Origin of the sequence: Streptomyces sp. HSW2009 (genome assembly GCF_040240285.1) — a bacterium.
Classification (GTDB): Bacteria; Actinomycetota; Actinomycetes; order Streptomycetales; family Streptomycetaceae; genus Streptomyces.
This window is the reverse complement of sequence record NZ_JBEHZD010000091.1, coordinates 1-19154: the sequence shown is the minus strand read 5'-3', so window position 1 is coordinate 19154 and position 19154 is coordinate 1. Positions and strand designations below refer to the sequence as shown.

The following is a 19154-nucleotide window of genomic DNA, read 5'->3' as shown; positions in this document are numbered from 1 at the left end:
AGCGTGTTCCGGGGCCGTGCCGCTGCGCCCTGAGCGGTCGGACGCCCGTACCGCCGTACGTCCACGCATCCCGTCCGCCGCCGCCGTACGTCCGTGCCCGCCAGCCTACCTTGCCCCCCCCCCGCCGGCCCCCCCCGGGGGGGGCGCGGGGCCCCCCCCCCCCCGCCCGCCGGGCGCTACCGGTAGGAGTCGTAGATGCTGGGCGCCCCGCCGCCGCGCTCGCCGGCGGGCGGGGTGCTGGGCGGTGTGGTCCGCGACCTGGTGGGCCCGGGCCGGCCGGTGCGCGGTCGGCGCTGGCGCGGCGCGTGGTGCTCCTCGCCGCGCCGCAGGCTCAGCTCCTCGGTGAGCGCCGCGGCCTGCTGGCCCTGGAGCCGGGTGCGCGCACCGCCCTGCTTGCGGAGCACGGCGCCGCCTTCGGGGCTGCGTTGGACGGCGTACGGGCCGTGGTTGCGGCGTTCGATGCGCGGATTGCGGTGCGGTTCGACGACGGCGAACTCGAACCACTGGTTGCGGCCGTGGGTTGCGGTCAGCCGGTGCAGTTCGTCGCCGTCGGGCGAGACCAGTTGCAGCACCAGGCCGCGCGGGTCGCGGCGGCTGCGGCGCTGGCGCAGCAGCAGGAGTACGGCGGCGGTGGCCGCGGCGAGCACGGCGGCGCCGGTGACGAACGCCCACCAGTACCGGTCCCAGAAGCCGGGCGCGGGCGTCACCTCGATCGACACCGGCGAGCTGACCAGCGTACGGGCCTGGTCGCTCTCGTCCTGCACGGTGACGGTGGCGGCGAGCCGCAGCCCGTCGTCGTCGAGCCGGCTGCCGAAGGTGCTGCCCGGCGCGACCTTGAACCGCACCGTGCGGGTGCCCGACTCGCCCGGCTGCACGGTGATCCGGTTCGGGCTGATGCCGAGCAGGTCGGGCCGTACGCCGTCCAGCGACAGGCGCAGGGTGTGCGCGGTCTGTTCGGTGTTGCGGACGGCGAGGGTGCCGGTGACGGTGGCGCCCGGGTGCACGCCTGAGGTGGGCGCGGTGAAGGTGGCGGCGACGGCCGGGGTGCCGGTGGGCGCCTGCCCGTTGGCGCTGCGGGTGTCGGCACTGAGCCCGGAGGCGGTGAGCGTGCCGCGCACCTTGAGCGCGCCCTTGGCGCCGGCCGGGATGCGCACCGAGCCGCTGAACGAGCCGTCGCTCGGCTCCTGGTCGGTGCCCTTGCCGTCGTCGGTGAGCCGCACCGGCACCGGCGCGAACCCGTCGCCGGTGAGCTCGCTGCGCACCCGCAGGCCCGCGTAGTCGGCCGGGTCCTCGATGACGTACCCCTCGCGGGTCTGGAGCCGCAGCGTCACCTCGGCCTCCTGCCCGGCCTGCGGGGACGGCGGGTCCATGGTGATGGCGCCGCGCAGTTCGCCCTGCCACAGCACGCTGACCGCCACCGGCAGCGAGCGGTGTCCCTCGGGCGCCTTCGCCACGATCTTCCAGGTGCCCGGCACCGGGTCGGTGATCTTCAGCGCCTCCACGGCCTGCCCGGCGCCGGCGAGTTCGAACTGGGAGTTCTGGTAGCTGCCGGTGGTGGGCACGGTGTGGCCGCTGGGGTCGCGGTAGCTGATGGTGACCTCGGGGTCGCCCTTGTCGACGACGATGCTGCCGACCGTGGCCAGCGGCGAGATGTCCACCTCAAGGGTGGCCGGCGGGCGCTTGCTGGTGCCCTGTTCGTAGCGCAGGCAGTGTGCAGCGGCGAAGATCTTCTCCAGCGTGCTGCCGACGTCGGCCGCGCCCTCCACCTTGCTGGCCTTGGGGCGTGCGGTCTCCAGCTCGACACAGCCCTGCTGGTAGCCGCCGGCGGCGATCCGGTCGAGCTGCGCCTTGTCGGGGTCGTCGCCGAAGCCCAGCGGCCAGATCTGCACCTTGTTGCGGGCGGCCTCCTCCAGCGCCCGGGTCAGTTCCCGCTCGCCCTCGGCCGCGCGGTGCGCCGGGTCGCCGTACTGCGGGCTGCCGGTGACGTCCAGCTTGCCGTCGGTGAGCAGGAACAGGACGCGCGGCTCGTTCTGGGCGGTGCCGGTGGTCAGGTCGTGGACGCCCTGCCGGATGGCGCTCGGGAAGTCGGTCCCGGTGCCCTGGCCCTTGGTGCGGCTGCGCAGCTTGCCCACGCACGCGCCGATGGACTCCCGTCCTGGCGCGTCGAGTTGGGTGCGCGGGCAGACCGGGTCGATGGCCCGCTGGTCGTCGGATTCGGCCGCGGCGAAGCCGAAGACGGAGGCGTGCGAGGTGTGCGAGACGTCGCCGAGCGCGATCCGGGCGGCGGCGGCCTTCTCTGCCTTCAGGTCGTCCGCCGCCAGGCTCGCCGATTCATCCACGGCCACCGCGTAGTTGACCGAGGCGAAGGTCTGCTGGGGCCGCTCGTCCGCGGCCGGTGTCGGCGCCGGTGGGGCGCCGGCGGGTGTCAGCAGGGTCGCCAGCATCGCGGTGCCGCCGAGCGCGGTCGCCCCGACGCGCCGCGCCCAGCCCTTCGATGTCTGCCGTCTTCCCCTGTCGGTTCCCACGGGCTGTTCCCCTTATGTCATGTATGCATCAGGTCGTGCGGTGCTGCGTGCCGTCGCCCGACGGCGTCGTCGCGGCGGGGGTGGCTCAGCGCGCGGTCAGGCCCCAGGTCAGGGCCAGCGCGGCGGACGGCGCCAGGGTGCTCGCACCCCAGCGGATGGCCCGGTACTTGGCGGCCAGGATCGAGCTGACGTCCACCGCCTGCACCAGCAACCAGCGCGCCGGATCGCGGCCCGCCTCGGTCAACTCCCTGGTCAGCCGCCCGAAGTCGTGGGGCGGCAGCAGGTCGCGGAAGTAGGTCACGCCGTCCTGCGGGCGGATGGTGCCGGTGCGCGGCAGCAACGCCCGTACCAACGCCACCACCGCCGTCGCCCACAGCAGCCCCGCCAGCACCAGCAGCAGGTCGCCCGCGCCGGTCCAGTCGGGCGAGCCGTGCCAGCCGACCAGGAACGCCGGCAGCGCCAGCGCCCCCGACAGCAACACGCCCGCCTTCGAATCGGCCCGGCCCAGGTCCTCCCGAACCGTGTTCAGCAGGCGTTCGGCGATGCGTTCCCCCGCCCGGTCGAGCCCGTGCTGACCCCCGTCCGGCACGAGGACGACCGGGTCGGGGGAGGTCCGTGCGCCGCCGTCGCCACCCATCACTCCTCCTCCGCCCAGGGCCACCCGTCGTCCTGCCGACGACTGCGCCGCCGCGGCGGCTCGACGTCGCCGCCCCCGCGCCCCGCCCCACCCCCCGCGGGCCCGGCGGCCCCCGGTTGCGCGGCGCCTGCCGGGTCGTACGGGGCGGTGTCCTGGGCGTAGGGCGCGTTGCCTTGGGTGTACGGGGCGTTGCCCGGGGCGTGGGGAGCGTCTGCCGGGTCGTACGGCGCGTCGGCCGGGCCGTGCGCCGGGGCGGGCCCGGGGTGCGGATGGTGCGGGCGAGCCGCGTCGTACGGCGGGTCGGCGGCGGGCGCCGGATCGCGATAGGAAGGCGCGGCCGGCGCCGGATCGCGGTAGGAAGGCGCCGCCGGGTCCCGGTAGGAGGGGGCCGCCGGGCCGCGCCGCGGCGGCGGCTGCGGGGTGTCGTCCCACACCCAGTCCGGCGTGAACGGCTCCCCGCCCCCCTGCCCGGGCCGCGCGGCAGGGCCCCGCCCTGCCGGGCCCGCCGGGTCCAGCGGGCCCGCCGGGTCCATCAGCCCGGCCGCGTACGGGCCGGCCGTCGGCGGTTCGGGCGGCGGCGGCAGGAGTTGCGGGGCGTCCCGGTGGACCGGGGAGGAGCCGATCGGGCCCTGGACCCGGTGTCGGCCCCGGTTCAGCAGGTGCAGGGCCTGCAACTCCAGGTCGGTGTTCTGGATCTGGCCGCTGGTGACCATCTCGAAGAGCCGGTCGATGCGCTCCTTCTCGTCCTGCCGGCCCTCCTGGCGGATCTTCTCCAGGAAGTGCTTGGCCTCCTCCGGTTCGGCCGCCAGCATGTACGTGAGCTGCTCCAGGTCGCCGCCCTGCAACATCGCCCGGAAGTTGTCCTGGTGCACCCGGGTCACCTCGGCCGACGCGTGCGCGTCCCGGATGCCGTCCGCGTACTCGATGGTCCGGTCGTCCACCCGTAGCCGTACGTACAGCCGCACCCGCAGCCCGAGGTCAGCGCCGAGGTCGTCCCACCGGCCGCTGGCGCACTGCCGGGTGACGGCCCGGTCCGCGGCCTCCGCGTGCGTCACCTGGTGCTCGGCCGACACCTCCCGCAGCCGCTCAAGCGTCGGCCCGGTCAGCCGCTGGCCGACGTCGGTGACCACCTGGGTGGCGGCCAGGTGCGGATCGACCACCGTCCAGTGGATGTCCACCTCGGCCTTGAAGAACGCCGCCCCGCCGGCGGCCGGCAACTCCAGGTCGAGCGTGGTCACGTACGTGCCGAGGGCGATCTCGCAGACCGTGCGCGGCCTGGCCAGCGTCGGCTTGTTGACGTGCTCGACGCCGGAGACGGTGGCGATGGAGTAGCCGCCGTTGCGGTAGAAGAGCACCGATGCGGTACGGGCACTGGTGTGCCGGAAGCCGCCCACGGGTTGGTAGTCCCGCAGGAACGGGCCGGCCGGGTTCTGCCCCGTCCCCTCCTGTTCGTCGCCGTCAAGCTGCTGGCCGTCCTGGTGGCCACCGCCGTGCCCACCCGCCACCTGCCGTGCACCGGCCCCCAACTGGCGTGCCACATCAGCGCCGTTGAACTGCAAGGGCGTGCCGTTCCCGTTGTACTTGGCGCGCCACTGCCCGGCTGCCCCCGGGCGGACGGCGCCCCCGCGCGCCGCCCGGTCCTCGTCGTCAACCATGGTTCTCCCTCTCCTCGCGCCGACCCCGCGCGGCCCCGCCCCCGGCACGCTCGCGCGGCGTGGCCAGCCACCACAGCTCGCGGGCCTGCGCCTCGGGGAGTGGGTCTTCGGAGTCGTTCATCATGCGGCGCAGCAGCCAGTCCAACTGGCGCCGGTCGTCCTCGGCGGCGGTCAACACGGGCAGCAGCACAGCCAGGCCCGGCTTCGACTGCTGCGTACTCTCCTGGCGAACCGCCGACCGCAGCAAGTCTTCGAGCGCGTTCGTTGCCACTTCTTTCGACCGGTGCGTGTTGAGCGCGGTCCATACCAAGTCGGCCATCTGATCCACGAGTTCTGGCCGCGTGTCGGCGAGCGCCAGCAGCATCGGCCAGTCGCTGCGCTCGCCCAGTTCCGTGCCCGGCTCGTCCACCAGCAGCTCCGCCACGTCGTGGCCGGCCATCCGGACGGTGGTGACCAGACCGAGGTCCTGGTGCGCGGCGCTGCGATGGTGTGTCCACTCGGAGATCCGCCGCAGCACCGCCGCCCCGTCAGGCCGGGCCAGCAGCCGTACGACGTTGAAGGAGGCGACCGCCAGTTGGTCACCGTCGTCGCGCACCCCGATCCGGGTCAGCGCGTCCAGCGTGTCGCCGGTGGTGGCCGCGGCATTGCCGTAGCCGAGCGCCCACGCCGCCGTCCAGCGCAGCTCCGCGCTGCCGCGCCGGGTCCAGCGGCCGACCACCTTGCGCACCATCGTGCGGTGCGAGGCGTGCGCGGCGACCTGGTCCAGCAGGGTGGCCGCGAAGATCCGGCGGCGCGCGGTCGGCGCCTCGGCCAGCGGCCTGATCAGCTCCTCGTAGCCGTAGTCGAAGTCCCGTACGCACAGCTCGCCGGCGGCGACCGCGGCCCGCACCCACACCTGCGGCCTCGGGTCGTCGGCCAGCAGCCGCAGCCAGCGCACCACCGGGGCGCGCACCGGGAAGTGCTGGTCCCACACCTCGCTCAGCACGGCCGCTGGCAGCGCCGAGCCGCGGTACCAGAGCAGCCGCGCCGCCATCTCGTGGCCCAGCACCTCCACGGTCCCGTCCGTCGACTCCGCACGGGAGAGCGCCAGGTCGGAGACCGGGTCGTCGCAGAACAGGGTGCGGGCCGGGGTGTGGTCCGGATCGGCCTGTACGGAGAGTTCCCAGGTCAGCAGGTGGGCGGCGGTGGAGACGGCGCCCTGGGTCGCGCCGCCGAGCGCGGCGAGCGCGATCCGGGAGGCCACCGGGTGGAAGAGCGCCGCGGTGTGCGAGCGCGCCCGCTTGCCGCCCCGCCCGTCCCGGCCGCCGGCCCCGTACCCGGCCCCCTCGCCGTCCCCGTCCGGCCGCACCGTCAGCGCCCGGTCCACACCGGCGAACCACTCCTGTGCCTGCACCGCCGCCAGGCTCCGGCAGCCGGCCAGCAGCTCCGCGTACGGCAACTCCTCCAGCAGGTGTTCGGCCAGCAGCGAGGCCAGCACCTCGGCCTCGGCCGGCCGCAGGTCCTTCAGCCCGACCGCGGCCCGCACCTCTTCCCGACTCGCCAACTCCTCAGCGCTGGCGAGGAGTTCGGCGACCGTACGGGCCGGCGCGCCGTCGACGGCGTCCCCGGCCGCCACATGGTCCTCGATGCGCTCGCGCAACCGGGTGGCCAGCAGCTCCTGGGTGGGCGCCGGCGGGCACAGCATCCCGTACCTGCTGGACAGCAGCGGATTGGCGGCGGCCCCCAGCGTCACCACGAGCACCGCGTACGCGCCGGCCGTGGCCAGCGCCGCGGCCAGCCGGTCCAGGTCGAGCACGGCGGGCGGCTGCGCGCCGGGCTGGGTGAGCGAGAGGGGCAGCGCGAGGAGGTAGCCGGTGGCCCAGCGCTGCTGGCCGGCGTCGCCGGCGGGCGCGGCCGGCGCCCCGGTCAGCGAGTCCGCGAGCCGGCCGACGCCGCCGTCGGGGTCGACCCGCAGCACCCGGGCGACGCACTCGCCGCGCTCGTCCTGCTCCTCCTGCTCGTTGGCGTCCGCGGCGGCCAGCGCGGTCACCTCGTCGAGCAGCGACAGGGCGGTACTGGTGCGGCCGGTGCCGGGCGCCGCGCCGAGCACCAGCAGCCGGCGCGCCCGGAGCGCGCTGCGCAGCCGCACGTACCCGTCGGGCACCACGTGCACCCGCCGCAGCCGCCGCAACTCCTCCTGCGGCACCGGCCCGCTGCGCATCCCCGGCACCGACTGCCGGGCGTCCATCCGCAGGTGGATGTCGCCGATGTGGGCGCTTCGGATGTACGAGCGGTCGAAGCTGTTGAGGTCGCGCCCGGTGTCGAAGAGCAGCCGGGTGGCCCGGCGGGTCCGGGCAGCCGCGCCGAAGTCGGACGGGCCCTCGTCGCCCTCGTCATCGGCCATCGGGTCCCTGGTGTGCTCGCGGAACCGGCCGGCGAGCCGCTCGTGTTCGCTCTCCTTGTCCTCACCGCCGCCGTCGCCGCCCTCGCCGTCCGGCTTCCCCTCGCCGCGGCGCTCGTCGTCGGCCTTCCCCTCACCGCGCCGCTCACCGCCCTTGTCCCGGTCCCGGTCGCGCGTGTCGCGGTCGCCGGGCTTGTCGCGGGGCGCCCGGTCCGCCCGGTCCGAACGATCAGCCTTGTCGGACGCACGCGCGGCGGACTCGCCTCCGCCGCCCCCCTGCTCTTCCTCGGCCATCTCGGTCAGCCCTTCCGCGGTCCGGCGCCGCCGCTCTTCCGCCCGATGTGTACGGGCTGGTGGTAGACGTTGTTCTGGTGCTGGGACAGGTCGCCGTGAACGGTGTACCGGACGGTTTCGGGACGGGTCCCGAGATCGTCCTCGTCGGCTGTCCCCTGCCGGGCCTCCTGTCGGGTCTCCTGCCGGTCCTCCGCGTCCCCGCAGTCGTCGCCGTCCCCGGCCCCCGATGCGCTGTCCAACGCCTGGTCAAAGCCGTCGTCGTCCGGGTCGGCCACGGGTGCGCCCTGCGGGCCGCGGGCCGAGGCGCCCTGCGGGGCGCCGTACGGGGCGTCGTACGGGTCCTCGTGCCCGACCTCACAGTGATCGGCCTGCGGATCGTTGCCGGGGGCGGGGTTCGGGGACCCGGTGGGATCAGGTCGTACGGCGGGATCGGGTCGTACGGCGGGCGCCGGACCCACGGCAGACGCCCGGCCCGCGGCGGGATCAGGTCGTACGGCCGGGGCCGGGCCCGCGGTGCTCGCCCGGCCCCCGGCGGGATCAGGTCGTACGCCGCGCGGCGGCACCACCCGGCGGTCCGGCCCGCCGGCCGGCAGCTTCGGGGCGGGCCGGCCGGGCACCTGGCACCAGGCCGTGACCTCGCCCTCCTTCAGCCGCAGCCGCGCCGGCGCGTACCGCTCGGGATGGATGAACTTGCCGCCGCTGCTGACGACGTCCTCGTACAACGCGTGCGAGACGATCACCACCAGGTCGGCGCCCTCGGCGGCCAGCAACTCCCGGGCCACCGGTGCGTCCGCCAGCCGGCAGGCGAGGTCGACGGCGCGCCCGCTGATGCCCCGCGCGTCGTGCCGCACCGGACCCACGTGCAGGCCGATGCGCAGCCCGAGCGGGGTGCGCAACTCCCGGTTCTCCTCCCGCAGATGCTCGTGCACCTCCACCAGCCACAGCCCGAGCAGCCGGGTCACGGCCACCCGGCCGGCCACCGAGACCAGCACCCCGTCGCCCCTGTCCTCCAGGTGCACGGCGTCCCTGGCCACCTTGGCCTGCCCGAACGCGGATTCCAGGACCCGGTAGACGCGCGCCCGCATGCGCGGCTTCTCCGTGTCGTCCCACCCGCCGGAGCCGCGGGCATCCACGCTGATCACCAACTCGTAGCGCGCTTCGGCGGCGTCCCCCGGTTCCTGGTCCACGCCCGTCCCCCTGTCTCTCATCGCCCGTCCCCCTCAGCGTCCGCCGGGGGCGGCGGGGCGTCTGTAGCCGTTTACACACGGCAGGCGTCGCGTTTACGCGCCTTCGCGCGCGAGGCCGATCGCCGCGCGCCCGACCTTGTCCGTTCCTGGCCGTACCGGCCGCCGGTCGTGTCCGTCCCTGACCCGTCCGTCCCGGTTGTGGGCCGTGTTCATTCCTGGTGGCCCTCCGCGAGCAGCGCGAGGAGCGCGGGGTCGAGGATCTCCACCTGCCGGTTGCCGGTCCGCACCACGTCCTGGTTGCGCAGCAGCCGCAGCGCCTTGGCGACCGCCTCCCGGGTGGCGCCCACGGTGGCGGCCAACTCGTCCTGCGCGAGCCGTACGACGGCCTCCGCGCGGGTGGCGCCCGTGCCCGTGCCCGCCGCGGCGTACGGGCCGGCCGGGTTGGCCTGCGCGAGTTCGGAGAGCCTGGTGGCGAGCCGTTGGAGCACGGTGAGCGAGGCGAGCGCGGAACGCTCCTGGTCGGCGCTGCGCAGCCGGAAGGTGAGCTGTCTGATCACCAGCCCGCTGACCCGGGGCTGTTCGGCGAGGAAGCGGCGGAACGCGTCCCCGGGGATGACCTGGGCCTCCACCGGGCCGAGCGCCCGTACGGTGGCGCTGCGCGGATGGCTGTCCAACGCGGCCATTTCGCCAAGGAGTTCACCCGGTCCACGCAGTCCGAGGATCAGCCGGATGCCGCCGCGCTCAGTGGCGACGGAAACGGTCACCCATCCTCGCAACATGATCATGACGTGGCTGCTTCGATCCCCTTCCGTCAGGAGATGGGCATTCGCGTCGTAGCTCCGGCGGCTTCCCAGCGCCATGACGCTCTCGTATTCCTGGGCGGTCAGAGCCTCAGCGAACCCCAGTTCATCGCCGAGCAGCCCCATGGCCACTCCCCCCACGGCACTACCTATGGCCTGATTCCACTGGCGTAGATGGTCGCAGAGCCGAACCCGGTTGGGAGTGAAATGCGCCACATTACTGGCGTGCACACGTCGGGATGAACGACCAGGTAGATCGGCGGGCGCCCACCGATCCGTTGGCGCGTTCCCCACCCTGCGCCCGGCGCACGCCCGGCTCACCTTCCGCTCGTCCGGCCGGGCCGCGACGCCGCGTGCGAGGTCAGCGCGGGGAGGTCGGTGGCCGCTCGGCCGGGGAGCAGGAAATCGGACAGGAAGGGCCGGCTTGGCGGAAAGTCAGGTTTCCGCGGCCGACGTGGTGTTTAAGGCCGCGACCCGGCGGAGGGGGCCGCCCGCGCCCCTTCTCACCACCCCGGGCCAGCGGGTCAGGGCCCCGGCCACAGGCCGGTATGAGCCGGCCCGGCGGGGACGTCCGGTGTCCACCGGGAGCGCCGGGTGGGGGCGTAACAGGCTTGCACCGTACGAGAGTTGGCCACTGCGGGGGCCGCCGGACGACGGTCCGTACGCCGTCGATCGCCGCGGTCGGGATGCGTCACCCAGCGAAACGATGGCCCGCCGGACCGGTCACGGTCCGCACCGATACGGTCGCCTCCAGTCACCCGCCGATCGGGCCCATCCGGTTCCCGCCACGCGCCACCGCGCGCCGGCCCGCGCCGCTCGGGCCTACTTCGCGCCTGTCCCGCGCCGGCCGGACCTACCTCACGCCGGCCCGCGCTTGTCCCGCACCGGCCCACGCCGCCCCACGGCCCGCAGCCCGCGAGCCACGACCGGCCACCCACCACCTGCCGCCCCTGCCACCCAGCCCCGGCCGCCCGCCGCGCCCCCCCTACACGTCCCACGCATTCCCTACGTACCGGAAGCGACCCCGCTCCACCCGGTAGAGGAACGACCCCTCATTGGGCTCGTACTGGCCGAACTCCTTGCTGAAGGCGATCTCCTTGGCGACGCCCCGGTACCGCGCCGTGCGCAACCGGTCGAGCACCTGCTTGCGCTGCGGCGTGCGCACCCGCCGGGCCCCGGCCGACGACGCCCCGCGGCCGGCCGACGACGCCCCGCCGGCCGGCCCCGATCCCGTACCGCCCGACGGCGAAGGGCTGCCGCTCGGGGCCGTCCCGGCCGCGGCGCCGGTGGCCAGTTCGGTCAGCGTGCGCAGGATCAACTGGACCACGTCGTACGCCTCCGCCGCGTGGTACGGCGGCTGCTTGCCGAAGCGCTTGCGGTACGCGGCGGCGAAGCGGGCCGCCTCCGGCTTGACCGTGGCGTCGATGAACGAGGCGTTGACCATCCAGCCGTTGGCCGCGTCCCCCGCCTCCGTCAGGAACTGCGGGTCGAGCGCCGGCTCGCCGGCCACCCGCGGGCCGCTGAACCCGTTCCGGTCCAACTCCTTCGCCACCTCGGCCGCCCCGTGCGGCCCGCCCATGTACACCACCGCCCCCACCTTGCGGTCCAGCAACTCCCGTACCAGCGGCCGGTAGTCGCCCACCAGCATCGGCAGCACCCGCGGCACCGGCGTGAAGTCCGCCAGCGGCAGCAGCTTCACCGCCGCCTTGGTGGCCCACCTGCCATAGTCGTCCAGGTGCCGGTCGTAGATCACCGCCGCCGTCTTGGCCTTGGTCTCCTTGCGCAGGTAGATCGGGAACGGGCCGAGTTCGCCGCCGCTCGCCGGCCGCGCGTACAGCAGCGTCCCGTCGATCGAATCGCCGGGCACCACGAACTTGCTGAACGACACCGCGAGCCCGGCCAGCGACGGCGCCTCGTAGATCGGGCCCGCCGGATCGGCGGTCGCATCGGTGCTCGGCCCGACGACCGCGAGCACCGAGGGGTCGGCGACCAGGGACCTGGCCGCGGCGGCGGACCGCTGGGGGCGCCCGCCGTCGTCGGCGCTGCGCAACCCCGCTTCGAACGGCCGCCCCCGACGGGCGTTGAACTGCTCCACGGCCAGCAGGGCGCCGGTCCGCTGGGCCTCGCCGCGCGCCGCGTACGGGCCGGTCAGCGCGGCGTGCAGGCCGATGCGGAAGATCGGCAAGCCGTTGCTGGCCCGGGCCCGGTCGCCACCCGCCCCGTCGGCCCCACCGGCCCCACCATCGGAGTCGTCGGAGTCGCGCAGCACGGCCCAGCCACCGACGCCGGCACCCACGGCGAGCGCGGCGCCCCCGGCCACGGCCAGCAACCTGCGCCGCCGCGGCCGGCCACCGCCCGCCGCGCCACCGTCTCCGGCCGACGCACCGGAAGCCGCCGCGGTCATCCCGGCCGCCCGGGCCGTCCCGTCCGCGTCGGCCACCGTCGCCTCGACGTCGGGGAGGTCGAGCGACTGCGCGGACCGCCAGGCCACCAGGTGCGTCACCGGCCCGGGCAACCAGTCGTCGCCGGCCGGGCCCGCCGCGCCGCCGACCGTCGCATAGGCCGCGAAGTGCCGGGCGAACCGCTCCGGGTCGATCGTCGCCGAGGTCACCACGACCTTGAGGTCGGGGCGGCGGGGCAGCAACTGGGCCAGGTAGCCCAGGATGAAGTCGATGTTGAGGCTGCGCTCGTGGGCCTCGTCGATGATGATCGTGTCGTACTGGCGCAGCTCGCGGTCGGTCTGGATCTCGGCCAGCAGGATGCCGTCCGTCATCAGCTTGACCAGGGTGTCCGGGCCGACCTGGTCGGTGAACCGCACCTTCCAGCCGATGGTCTCGCCGAGCTGGGTGCCGAGTTCGTCGGCGATCCGCTCGGCCACCGTACGGGCCGCGATCCGGCGCGGCTGGGTGTGGCCGATGAGCCCGCGCACACCGCGCCCGAGCTCCATGCAGATCTTGGGAATCTGAGTGGTCTTGCCGGAACCGGTCTCGCCCGCGACGATCACCACCTGGTGGTCGCGGATGGCCGCCAGGATCTCGTCCTTCTTCTGGCTGACCGGCAGCGACTCCGGATAGCTGATCTGCGGCACTGCGGCGCGGCGCTGGGCGACCCGCCGTTCGGCCGCCTCGATCTGGCCGGCGATCTCGGCGAGGACGGCCGCACGGGCCTCGGGCTTACGAATCCCGCGCGCACCGTCGAGTCGGCGCCCCAGCCGCTGCTCATCGCGCAGCATCAGCTCGGGAAGCCGCCCCAGCAGGGCGGGCAGGGCGGGGGCAGGCTGAGTGGACATACGCGGCCAAGGATCTCACCTCGACGAAAGAGCTGGCGAACCATTTGCGAACGGGGCCGGTGGGGCGGCCTGCGGGGGGCCGTGCGAGTGGCCGGGACTCGTCGGGGAGCGGGTGGGGCTGGTTCCGCCGTCGGGGGAGCCGGCCGGCCAGGTCCGGAACCCCGTGGCCGCACCACCCGGGCGGCCGTGCGGCGTGGGCGCCCGGTGTCGGGTCGGCGGCCTAGCGTGGGCGGGGGCCGGGTACGCCGCGCCGGGGCCGGGGTACCCGTCGTCTCCGCTCGGGCGGCGGGCCGGGGCTCCGGCGGCGGGCCCGCGCCCCGATCCTCCGATGCCGCTCCGCGCCCCGATCCTCCAACGCCGGCCCGCGCCCCGTACCCCCGATGCGTTCCGACGCCGCTCCACTCCCCGTAGCTCCGACGCCCTTCCGACGCCCCAGCCCCAGCCCCGGCCTCAGCTCCAGCCGCGGCCCCCGCGAACGACGCCCCCACCTCACACCCCACGTCCCACCTCACACCGCATGCTCACCCCTCACACCGCATGCTCACCCCTCCCCCCCCACGTCCCACCTCCCCCGCCCCACACCCCCCACGTCCAAGGAGGACGCGTCCATGAAGGCTGTGAGTTACCGGGCCTACGGCGGCCCCGAGGTGTTGGAGTACGGCGAGTTGCCCGAGCCGAAGGTGGGGCCCGACGCGGTCCTGGTGCGGGTGGAGGCCGCGGCGGTGAACCCGGTCGACTGGAAGGCACAGGCCGGCCACCTCAACTCGCTGCTCGACGTGGCCTTCCCGGTGGTGCCGGGCTGGGACGTGGCCGGCGTGGTGGTCCGCGGCGGGCTCGACACCCCGGAGTTCCGCGAGGGCGACGAGGTCATCGGCTACGTACGGAAGGACTCCCTGTCCGGCGGCACGTTCGCGGAGTACGTGGCGGCCCCGGTGCGCACCCTGGCCCGCAAGCCCGCCGGCCTCACCTTCGCGGAGGCGGCGGGGCTGCCGCTGGCCGGGCTCACGGCGTACCAGGCGCTCATCGGCGCCCTGCGGGTGGGCCCGGGCGACACGCTGCTGGTGCACGCGGCGGCCGGCGGCGTCGGCTCGCTCGCCGTGCAGCTCGGCCGTCACCGCGGCGCCCGGGTGATCGGCACGGCCAGCCCGCGCAACCACGACTTCGTACGCGCCCTCGGCGGCGAGCCGGTCCGCTACGGCGACGGCCTCGGCGACCGGGTGCGGGAGCTGGCGCCGGAGGGGGTGGACGCGGTGTTCGACCTGGTGGGCGGCGATGCGGTGACGGTCTCGGCCGAACTGGTGAAGGACCCCCGACGGATCGCGTCGATCGTGGACCCGGCGGTGATCCCGCTCGGCGGGCGCTATCTGTGGGTGCGCCCCGACGCCACCGACCTGACGGCCCTGGCCGACCTCGCCGAGGCCGGCGAGATCGCCGTGGAGGTCGCCAAGACCTTCCCGCTGGAGCGCGCGGCCGACGCCCAGCGGCTGAACGCCGGCGGCCACACCCGCGGCAAGGTGGTCGTCACGGTGCCCTGATCCGCTGCGGGGCCTGGTGCCCCGGTCCTCGCGCGCGGGACGGCCCGGTGGTGGCCCCGGCCGGTGGGCCGCGCCGCCCCGCACCCGTGCCTTCCTCGTACGGGGGAGAGCGGGGGGTGCGTCCGCGCCGTACGAACCGTCGCTGCTGGAGCGACCCCACCGGCGGGGCCGATGCGGCTCGACCAGCCCCGGACGTGGCGGGTTGGGGCTGCCGCCGGCCCCTGCGACAGCCCCTCGGCCGATATGCGGCGCGGAAGGGGTAGCGGTCTGAGTAGACCGGTCGTATAGTGATGGGTGTCGGAACGCGAAGGACACCGAACTCCCGGAAGGGGAAAGCGACATGGGGCGCATCAAGGTCGGCACGGAGAACAGCACCGACATCGAACTGCATTACGAAGACAAGGGGGCCGGGCAGCCGATCGTGCTGATCCACGGCTACCCGCTGGACGGCAACTCCTGGGAGGGGCAGGTCCCCGCGCTGCTGGCGGCCGGCCACCGGGTCATCACCTATGACCGGCGCGGCTTCGGCAAGTCCAGTCAGCCCGCGACCGGTTACGACTACGACACCTTCGCCGCCGACCTGAACACCGTCATGGAGACGCTCGACCTGCGCGACGCGATCCTGGTCGGCTTCTCGATGGGCACCGGCGAGGTCGCCCGCTACCTGTCCGTCTACGGCTCGGGCCGGGTCGCCAAGGCCGTGTTCCTCGCGGCGCTGGAGCCGTATCTGGCGCTCGCCGACGACAACCCCGAGGGCGTCGCCCCGCTCTCCCACTTCGAGGGCGTGTCCGCGGCGGTGAAGAAGGACCGCTACGCCTTCTTCGGCAGCTTCTACGCCGACTTCTTCAACCTCGACGAGAATCTGGGGACCCGGGTGAGCGAGGAGGCCGTGCGCAACGCCTGGAACGTCGCGGCCGGCTCGGGCCCGATCGCTTCGGCCGCCGCCCCGCTGACCTGGGCCACCGACTTCCGGGCCGACATCCCGCGGATCGACGTGCCCGCCCTGATCGTGCACGGCACGGGCGACCGCACCCTGCCGATCGACGCCACCGGCCGCCGATTCGCCAAGGCCCTGCCCGCCGCCGAGTACGTGGAGATCGAGGGCGCGCCGCACGGGCTGCTCACCACCCACACCGCCGAGGTCAACGAGATCCTCCTGGGCTTCATCGGCCGATGACGCGCAGGGCCGTGCGGCCGACGCACGGCAAGCCGATAGACGACCGGTCTAGTGGGGGGTAGGGTCAGGGCATGCCAGCCAAGCAGGGCGATACCCGCCGCAGCATCCTCGACGCCGCCCAGCAGATCATGTCCCGCAAGGGGTTCTCCGCGGTGGGCATCAACGAAGTGCTCTCCGCGGCCGGGGTGCCGAAGGGGTCGTTCTACCACTTCTTCGCCTCCAAGGACGCCTTCGGCGAGGCCATGATGCGGGCCTACTTCGCCGACTACCTGGCGGACCTGGACCGCGTACTCGCCGAACCCGGCCTGACCGCGGCCGAGCGGCTGATGAACTACTGGCAGAACTGGCGCGAGACGCAGAGCGTCGGCGAATGTCAGGGCAAGTGCCTGGCGGTCAAGCTCGGCGCGGAGGTCTCCGACCTGTCGGAGGCGATGCGGCTCGCCCTGAAGGAAGGCACCACCGCCATCGTCGACCGCCTGGAGGGGGCGATCGCGGCCGGCCTGAAGGACGGTTCGATCGCCATCGACGGCACCCCGCGCGACCTTGCGCAGGCGCTGTACGACATGTGGCTCGGGGCGAGCGTCATGGCCAAGATCCACCGCGACATCGGCCCGCTGGACACGGCGACGACGGTCACTCGTCAGCTCCTGCACCTGTAAAACCCGATAGGGCCCGGCCGAGCCTCCGGCTCTACCCCGGCCGCACCACTAGCCTCGAAGAGTCCACCCGAACACACCGGTCGTCTCTGTCGCACCCGCCGAGACGACCGGTCTACTGGAAGAGTCACGCCATGAAGATCCTCATCGTTCTCACCTCGCACGACGAACTCGGCACCACCGGCCGCAAGACCGGCTTCTGGCTGGAAGAACTCGCGGCCCCCTACTACCGCTTCAAGGACGCCGGCGCCGAGGTCGTCCTCGCCTCGCCCAAGGGCGGTCGGCCGCCGTTGGACCCGAAGAGCAACGAACCCGCCTTCCAGACCGATCAGACCCACCGCTTCGAGGCCGACGCCGAGGCGGTGGCGGCCCTCGCCGACAGGGCCCGGCTCGACTCCGTCTCCGCCGACGACTTCGACACCATCTTCTACGCCGGCGGCCACGGCCCGCTGTGGGACCTGGCCGAGGACCCCGCTTCCGTACGGCTCATCGAAACCGTCCTGCGCGCGGGCAAGCCCGCCGCCCTGGTGTGCCACGCCCCCGGCGTCCTGCGCCACGCCACCAACCCCGACGGCACGCCCCTCGTCCAGGGGCGGAGGGTCACCGGCTTCACCAACGGCGAAGAGGCCGCGGTGGAACTGACCGACGTCGTCCCCTTCCTCGTGGAGGACGAGTTGAAGCGGCTCGGCGCCGACTACTCCAAGGTCGGCGACTGGCAGCCCTACGTCCTCACCGACGGCCTCCTCGTCACCGGCCAGAACCCCGCCTCCTCCGGACCGGCAGCCGACGCCCTGCTCACCCTCCTCGACCGGGACGGCGACGCCCGCGCGTAATGCGCCCCGGCGAGCGCTGTCGAGCGCACAGCCGGCATGACCCCGCGGGGCCGACGGTCTGCGACCCCGGCCCCGCGGGCACGTCGTACGGGCCTCACCGGCCGCCCCCGCCCATTCCGGCCAGCCGATATGAGCGTAAAGCGCGTAGATAGCGCACTATGGGGCGTCATTCTGGTACGGGATATGGGGAGGGGAATGGGCATGCGGGGAATCCCCTGAATCGCCACCGGGGCCATGGGCGGCTCGCATCAGAAAAACCGGAACTCAATTCCGGGAGCTGATTTCCAGCGCATTGCGCGCTTAGGGGCCTATGCCCTTGTTTCTTTCTGTCTTTATCTCTTCGTGCTGACAACGCCGTGTTTTCTCCGGCCGTGTCCCCTCTTGAATCTTTACCGGGAGGCCATATGGCGCCGGCATGGATGTCATGGGCATTCCCGAACATCGAGCGGTTGATTCCGTTTTCTGTTGCAGGAGGAGATCCATGCCCACGCGCTCTGGAGAGATGACCCGCCGCCGGGTGGTCGGCGTTGGCGGCGCGAGTGCTGCTGCCGTGTTGTTGGGTACCGGTGCGTGGAGCGCTGGAAGCGCGTTCGCGGCGCCCGCGAAAAGCGCCGACCCCTTCACCCTCGGCGTCGCGTCCGGCGACCCGCGGCCCGACGGTGTGGTGCTGTGGACGCGCCTGGCGCCGGAGCCCTTCGCCGCCGACGGCACGGGTGGCATGCGCCCCAAGCCGGTGCGGGTGCACTACGAGGTGGCCGCTGACGAGCGGTTCCGCTACGTGGTCCGGCGCGGCAGCGTGGTGGCGCTGCCGGAGCTGGGGCACTCGGTGCACCCGGAGATCCACGGCCTGGCGCCCGACCGCGTGTACTTCTACCGCTTCCGGGTGCGGGGTCACATTTCGCCGGTGGGTAGAACCCGCACGGTGCCCGCCGCGTGGTCCCGCCCCCGCGACCTCAACTTCGCCTTCGCGTCCTGTCAGGCGTGGCAGGACGGATACTTCACTGCCTACGACCACCTGGCGGAGGAGGACCTCGACCTGGTCGTGCACCTGGGCGACTACATCTACGAGTCCGGCGTGGGCAAGAACAAGCGCGGTGTGACCACGGACGAGAAGTTCCACGGCGAGGCATTCGACCTCGCCCGCTACCGGTTGCAGTACGCGCTGTACAAGTCCGAGGCCCCGCTGCAACGCGCCCACGCCCGCTTCCCGTGGATCATGACGATCGACGACCACGAGGTGGAGAACAACTGGGCCGGCGACATCTCCCAGGTCGACAAGGAGCCCGACCAGGACCCCGCGGTGTTCCGGCAGCGCCGGGCCGAGGCGTTCCAGGCCATGTACGAGAACATGCCGCTGCGCAGGGCACAGATGCCCGTCGGCCCCGACGTGCGCCTGCACCGTCGGCTGAACTACGGCACCCTCGCCGACTTCACCATGCTCGACACCCGCCAGTACCGCGACGACCAGCCGTGCGGCGACGGCAACTCCGCCGAGTGCACCGAGCGCTTCGACCCGCAGCGCACGATCCTCGGCGCCCAGCAGCGCAGGTGGCTGCTGGACGGGTTCAGCAACTCCCGCGCCCGGTGGCAGGTGCTGGGCAACCAGTGCCCGATGGGCCAGACCGACTGGGACCCCAGCCCGGAGAAGACGAACGTGTGGCTGGACCCGTGGGACGGTTACGTGGCCGACCGCGACCGGGTGCTGGCGGCGGCCCAGGACCGCGGGGTGCGCAACCTGGTGGTGGTCACCGGTGACCGGCACACCAACTACGCGTGGGACCTGAAGCGCGACTTCAGCAACCCCGACTCGGCCACGGTGGCCACCGAGTTCGTCGGCACCTCCATCAGCAGCGGCTCGGACGGCTCGGACATGACCGACCAGGGCCGCACCTTCCTGGCGGCCAACCCGCACATGAAGTTCTTCAACGCCCAGCGCGGCTACGTCCGGGTGAACGTCAACGAGCGGCGCTGGCGCAGCGACTTCCGCGTCCTGCCGTACGTCACCCGCCCCGGCGCCCCGGTCTCGACCCGGGCCACCTACGTCGTCGAGGACCGCCGCCCCGGCGTCCAGCAGGGCTGACACCCGACCGCCCCCGCCCCCCCGCCCCCGGCCCCCCCCCGCCCGGGGGGGGGGCCCGCGCGGGGGGGGGGGGGGGGTGTATAAAAAAGAGACCGCCCACACGAAC

Annotated in this window: 11 protein-coding genes and 2 pseudogenes; 5 read left to right on the top strand and 8 right to left on the bottom strand. The window is 73.8% G+C overall.

Annotation, left to right across the window (positions count from 1 at the left end):
• Nucleotides 1-176: 176 nt before the first annotated feature.
• The 8 genes and pseudogenes from AAHZ94_RS10215 to AAHZ94_RS10180 form a co-directional block, all read right to left on the bottom strand.
• Nucleotides 177-2525 carry a VWA domain-containing protein gene (locus AAHZ94_RS10215; protein WP_349992363.1) on the bottom strand — a complete coding sequence of 783 codons (2349 nt, stop codon included), beginning with the start codon at nt 2523-2525 and terminating at the stop codon, nt 177-179.
• A gap of 85 nt (nt 2526-2610) precedes the next feature.
• Nucleotides 2611-3162: a Pycsar system effector family protein gene (locus tag AAHZ94_RS10210; protein WP_349992361.1), complete on the bottom strand. Its 552-nt coding sequence runs from the start codon at nt 3160-3162 to the stop codon at nt 2611-2613.
• Nucleotides 3162-4817 carry a hypothetical protein gene (locus tag AAHZ94_RS10205; protein ID WP_349992359.1) on the bottom strand — a complete coding sequence of 552 codons (1656 nt, stop codon included), beginning with the start codon at nt 4815-4817 and terminating at the stop codon, nt 3162-3164. The genes AAHZ94_RS10210 and AAHZ94_RS10205 overlap by 1 nt, the downstream gene beginning before the upstream one ends.
• On the bottom strand, nt 4810-7491 hold the full coding sequence (locus tag AAHZ94_RS10200) for a hypothetical protein (RefSeq protein WP_349992358.1): 2682 nt from the start codon (nt 7489-7491) through the stop codon (nt 4810-4812). Before AAHZ94_RS10200 ends, AAHZ94_RS10205 begins: the two co-directional genes overlap by 8 nt.
• Nucleotides 7492-7496: 5 nt before the next feature.
• Nucleotides 7497-8678, bottom strand: coding sequence for a hypothetical protein (locus tag AAHZ94_RS10195; RefSeq protein WP_349992357.1), 1182 nt, complete (start codon nt 8676-8678; stop codon nt 7497-7499).
• Between the two features lie 209 nt (nt 8679-8887).
• Nucleotides 8888-9604, bottom strand: coding sequence for a Crp/Fnr family transcriptional regulator (locus AAHZ94_RS10190; RefSeq protein ID WP_349992356.1), 717 nt, complete (start codon nt 9602-9604; stop codon nt 8888-8890).
• A gap of 859 nt (nt 9605-10463) precedes the next feature.
• Nucleotides 10464-11639: pseudogene (locus tag AAHZ94_RS10185) on the bottom strand (branched-chain amino acid ABC transporter substrate-binding protein); the annotation flags it as partial.
• Between the two features lie 372 nt (nt 11640-12011).
• A pseudogene (locus tag AAHZ94_RS10180) lies at nt 12012-12767 on the bottom strand (DEAD/DEAH box helicase); the annotation flags it as partial.
• Nucleotides 12768-13375: 608 nt separating this feature from the next.
• Between AAHZ94_RS10180 and AAHZ94_RS10175 the strand changes: the two are divergent.
• The 5 genes from AAHZ94_RS10175 (at nt 13376) to AAHZ94_RS10155 (ending at nt 19048) form a co-directional block, all read left to right on the top strand.
• The gene (locus tag AAHZ94_RS10175; RefSeq protein WP_349992354.1) at nt 13376-14302 is read left to right on the top strand and encodes an NADP-dependent oxidoreductase; all 927 of its coding nucleotides are present in this window, start codon (nt 13376-13378) and stop codon (nt 14300-14302) included.
• 340 nt (nt 14303-14642) lie between these two features.
• Nucleotides 14643-15479 (top strand): alpha/beta fold hydrolase, encoded by an 837-nt coding sequence (locus tag AAHZ94_RS10170; RefSeq protein ID WP_349992352.1) that lies wholly within the window; start codon nt 14643-14645, stop codon nt 15477-15479.
• A 71-nt stretch (nt 15480-15550) separates the two neighbouring features.
• On the top strand, nt 15551-16138 hold the full coding sequence (locus tag AAHZ94_RS10165) for a TetR/AcrR family transcriptional regulator (protein ID WP_349992350.1): 588 nt from the start codon (nt 15551-15553) through the stop codon (nt 16136-16138).
• Between the two features lie 131 nt (nt 16139-16269).
• Nucleotides 16270-16968 (top strand): type 1 glutamine amidotransferase domain-containing protein, encoded by a 699-nt coding sequence (locus AAHZ94_RS10160; protein WP_349992348.1) that lies wholly within the window; start codon nt 16270-16272, stop codon nt 16966-16968.
• Nucleotides 16969-17449: 481 nt separating this feature from the next.
• The gene (locus AAHZ94_RS10155) at nt 17450-19048 is read left to right on the top strand and encodes an alkaline phosphatase D family protein (RefSeq protein ID WP_349992347.1); all 1599 of its coding nucleotides are present in this window, start codon (nt 17450-17452) and stop codon (nt 19046-19048) included.
• Nucleotides 19049-19154 lie beyond the last annotated feature (106 nt).

Bases quoted from the DNA above. Each gene is read 5' to 3' on its own strand.
- AAHZ94_RS10210 (WP_349992361.1), bottom strand. From the start codon at position 3,162: ATGGGTGGCGACGGCGGCGCACGGACCTCCCCCGACCCGGTCGTCCTC.
- AAHZ94_RS10205 (WP_349992359.1), bottom strand. From the start codon at position 4,817: ATGGTTGACGACGAGGACCGGGCGGCGCGCGGGGGCGCCGTCCGCCCG.
- AAHZ94_RS10200 (WP_349992358.1), bottom strand. From the start codon at position 7,491: ATGGCCGAGGAAGAGCAGGGGGGCGGCGGAGGCGAGTCCGCCGCGCGT.
- AAHZ94_RS10190 (WP_349992356.1), bottom strand. From the start codon at position 9,604: ATGGGGCTGCTCGGCGATGAACTGGGGTTCGCTGAGGCTCTGACCGCC.
- AAHZ94_RS10175 (WP_349992354.1), top strand. From the start codon at position 13,376: ATGAAGGCTGTGAGTTACCGGGCCTACGGCGGCCCCGAGGTGTTGGAG.
- AAHZ94_RS10170 (WP_349992352.1), top strand. From the start codon at position 14,643: ATGGGGCGCATCAAGGTCGGCACGGAGAACAGCACCGACATCGAACTG.
- AAHZ94_RS10165 (WP_349992350.1), top strand. From the start codon at position 15,551: ATGCCAGCCAAGCAGGGCGATACCCGCCGCAGCATCCTCGACGCCGCC.
- AAHZ94_RS10160 (WP_349992348.1), top strand. From the start codon at position 16,270: ATGAAGATCCTCATCGTTCTCACCTCGCACGACGAACTCGGCACCACC.
- AAHZ94_RS10155 (WP_349992347.1), top strand. From the start codon at position 17,450: ATGCCCACGCGCTCTGGAGAGATGACCCGCCGCCGGGTGGTCGGCGTT.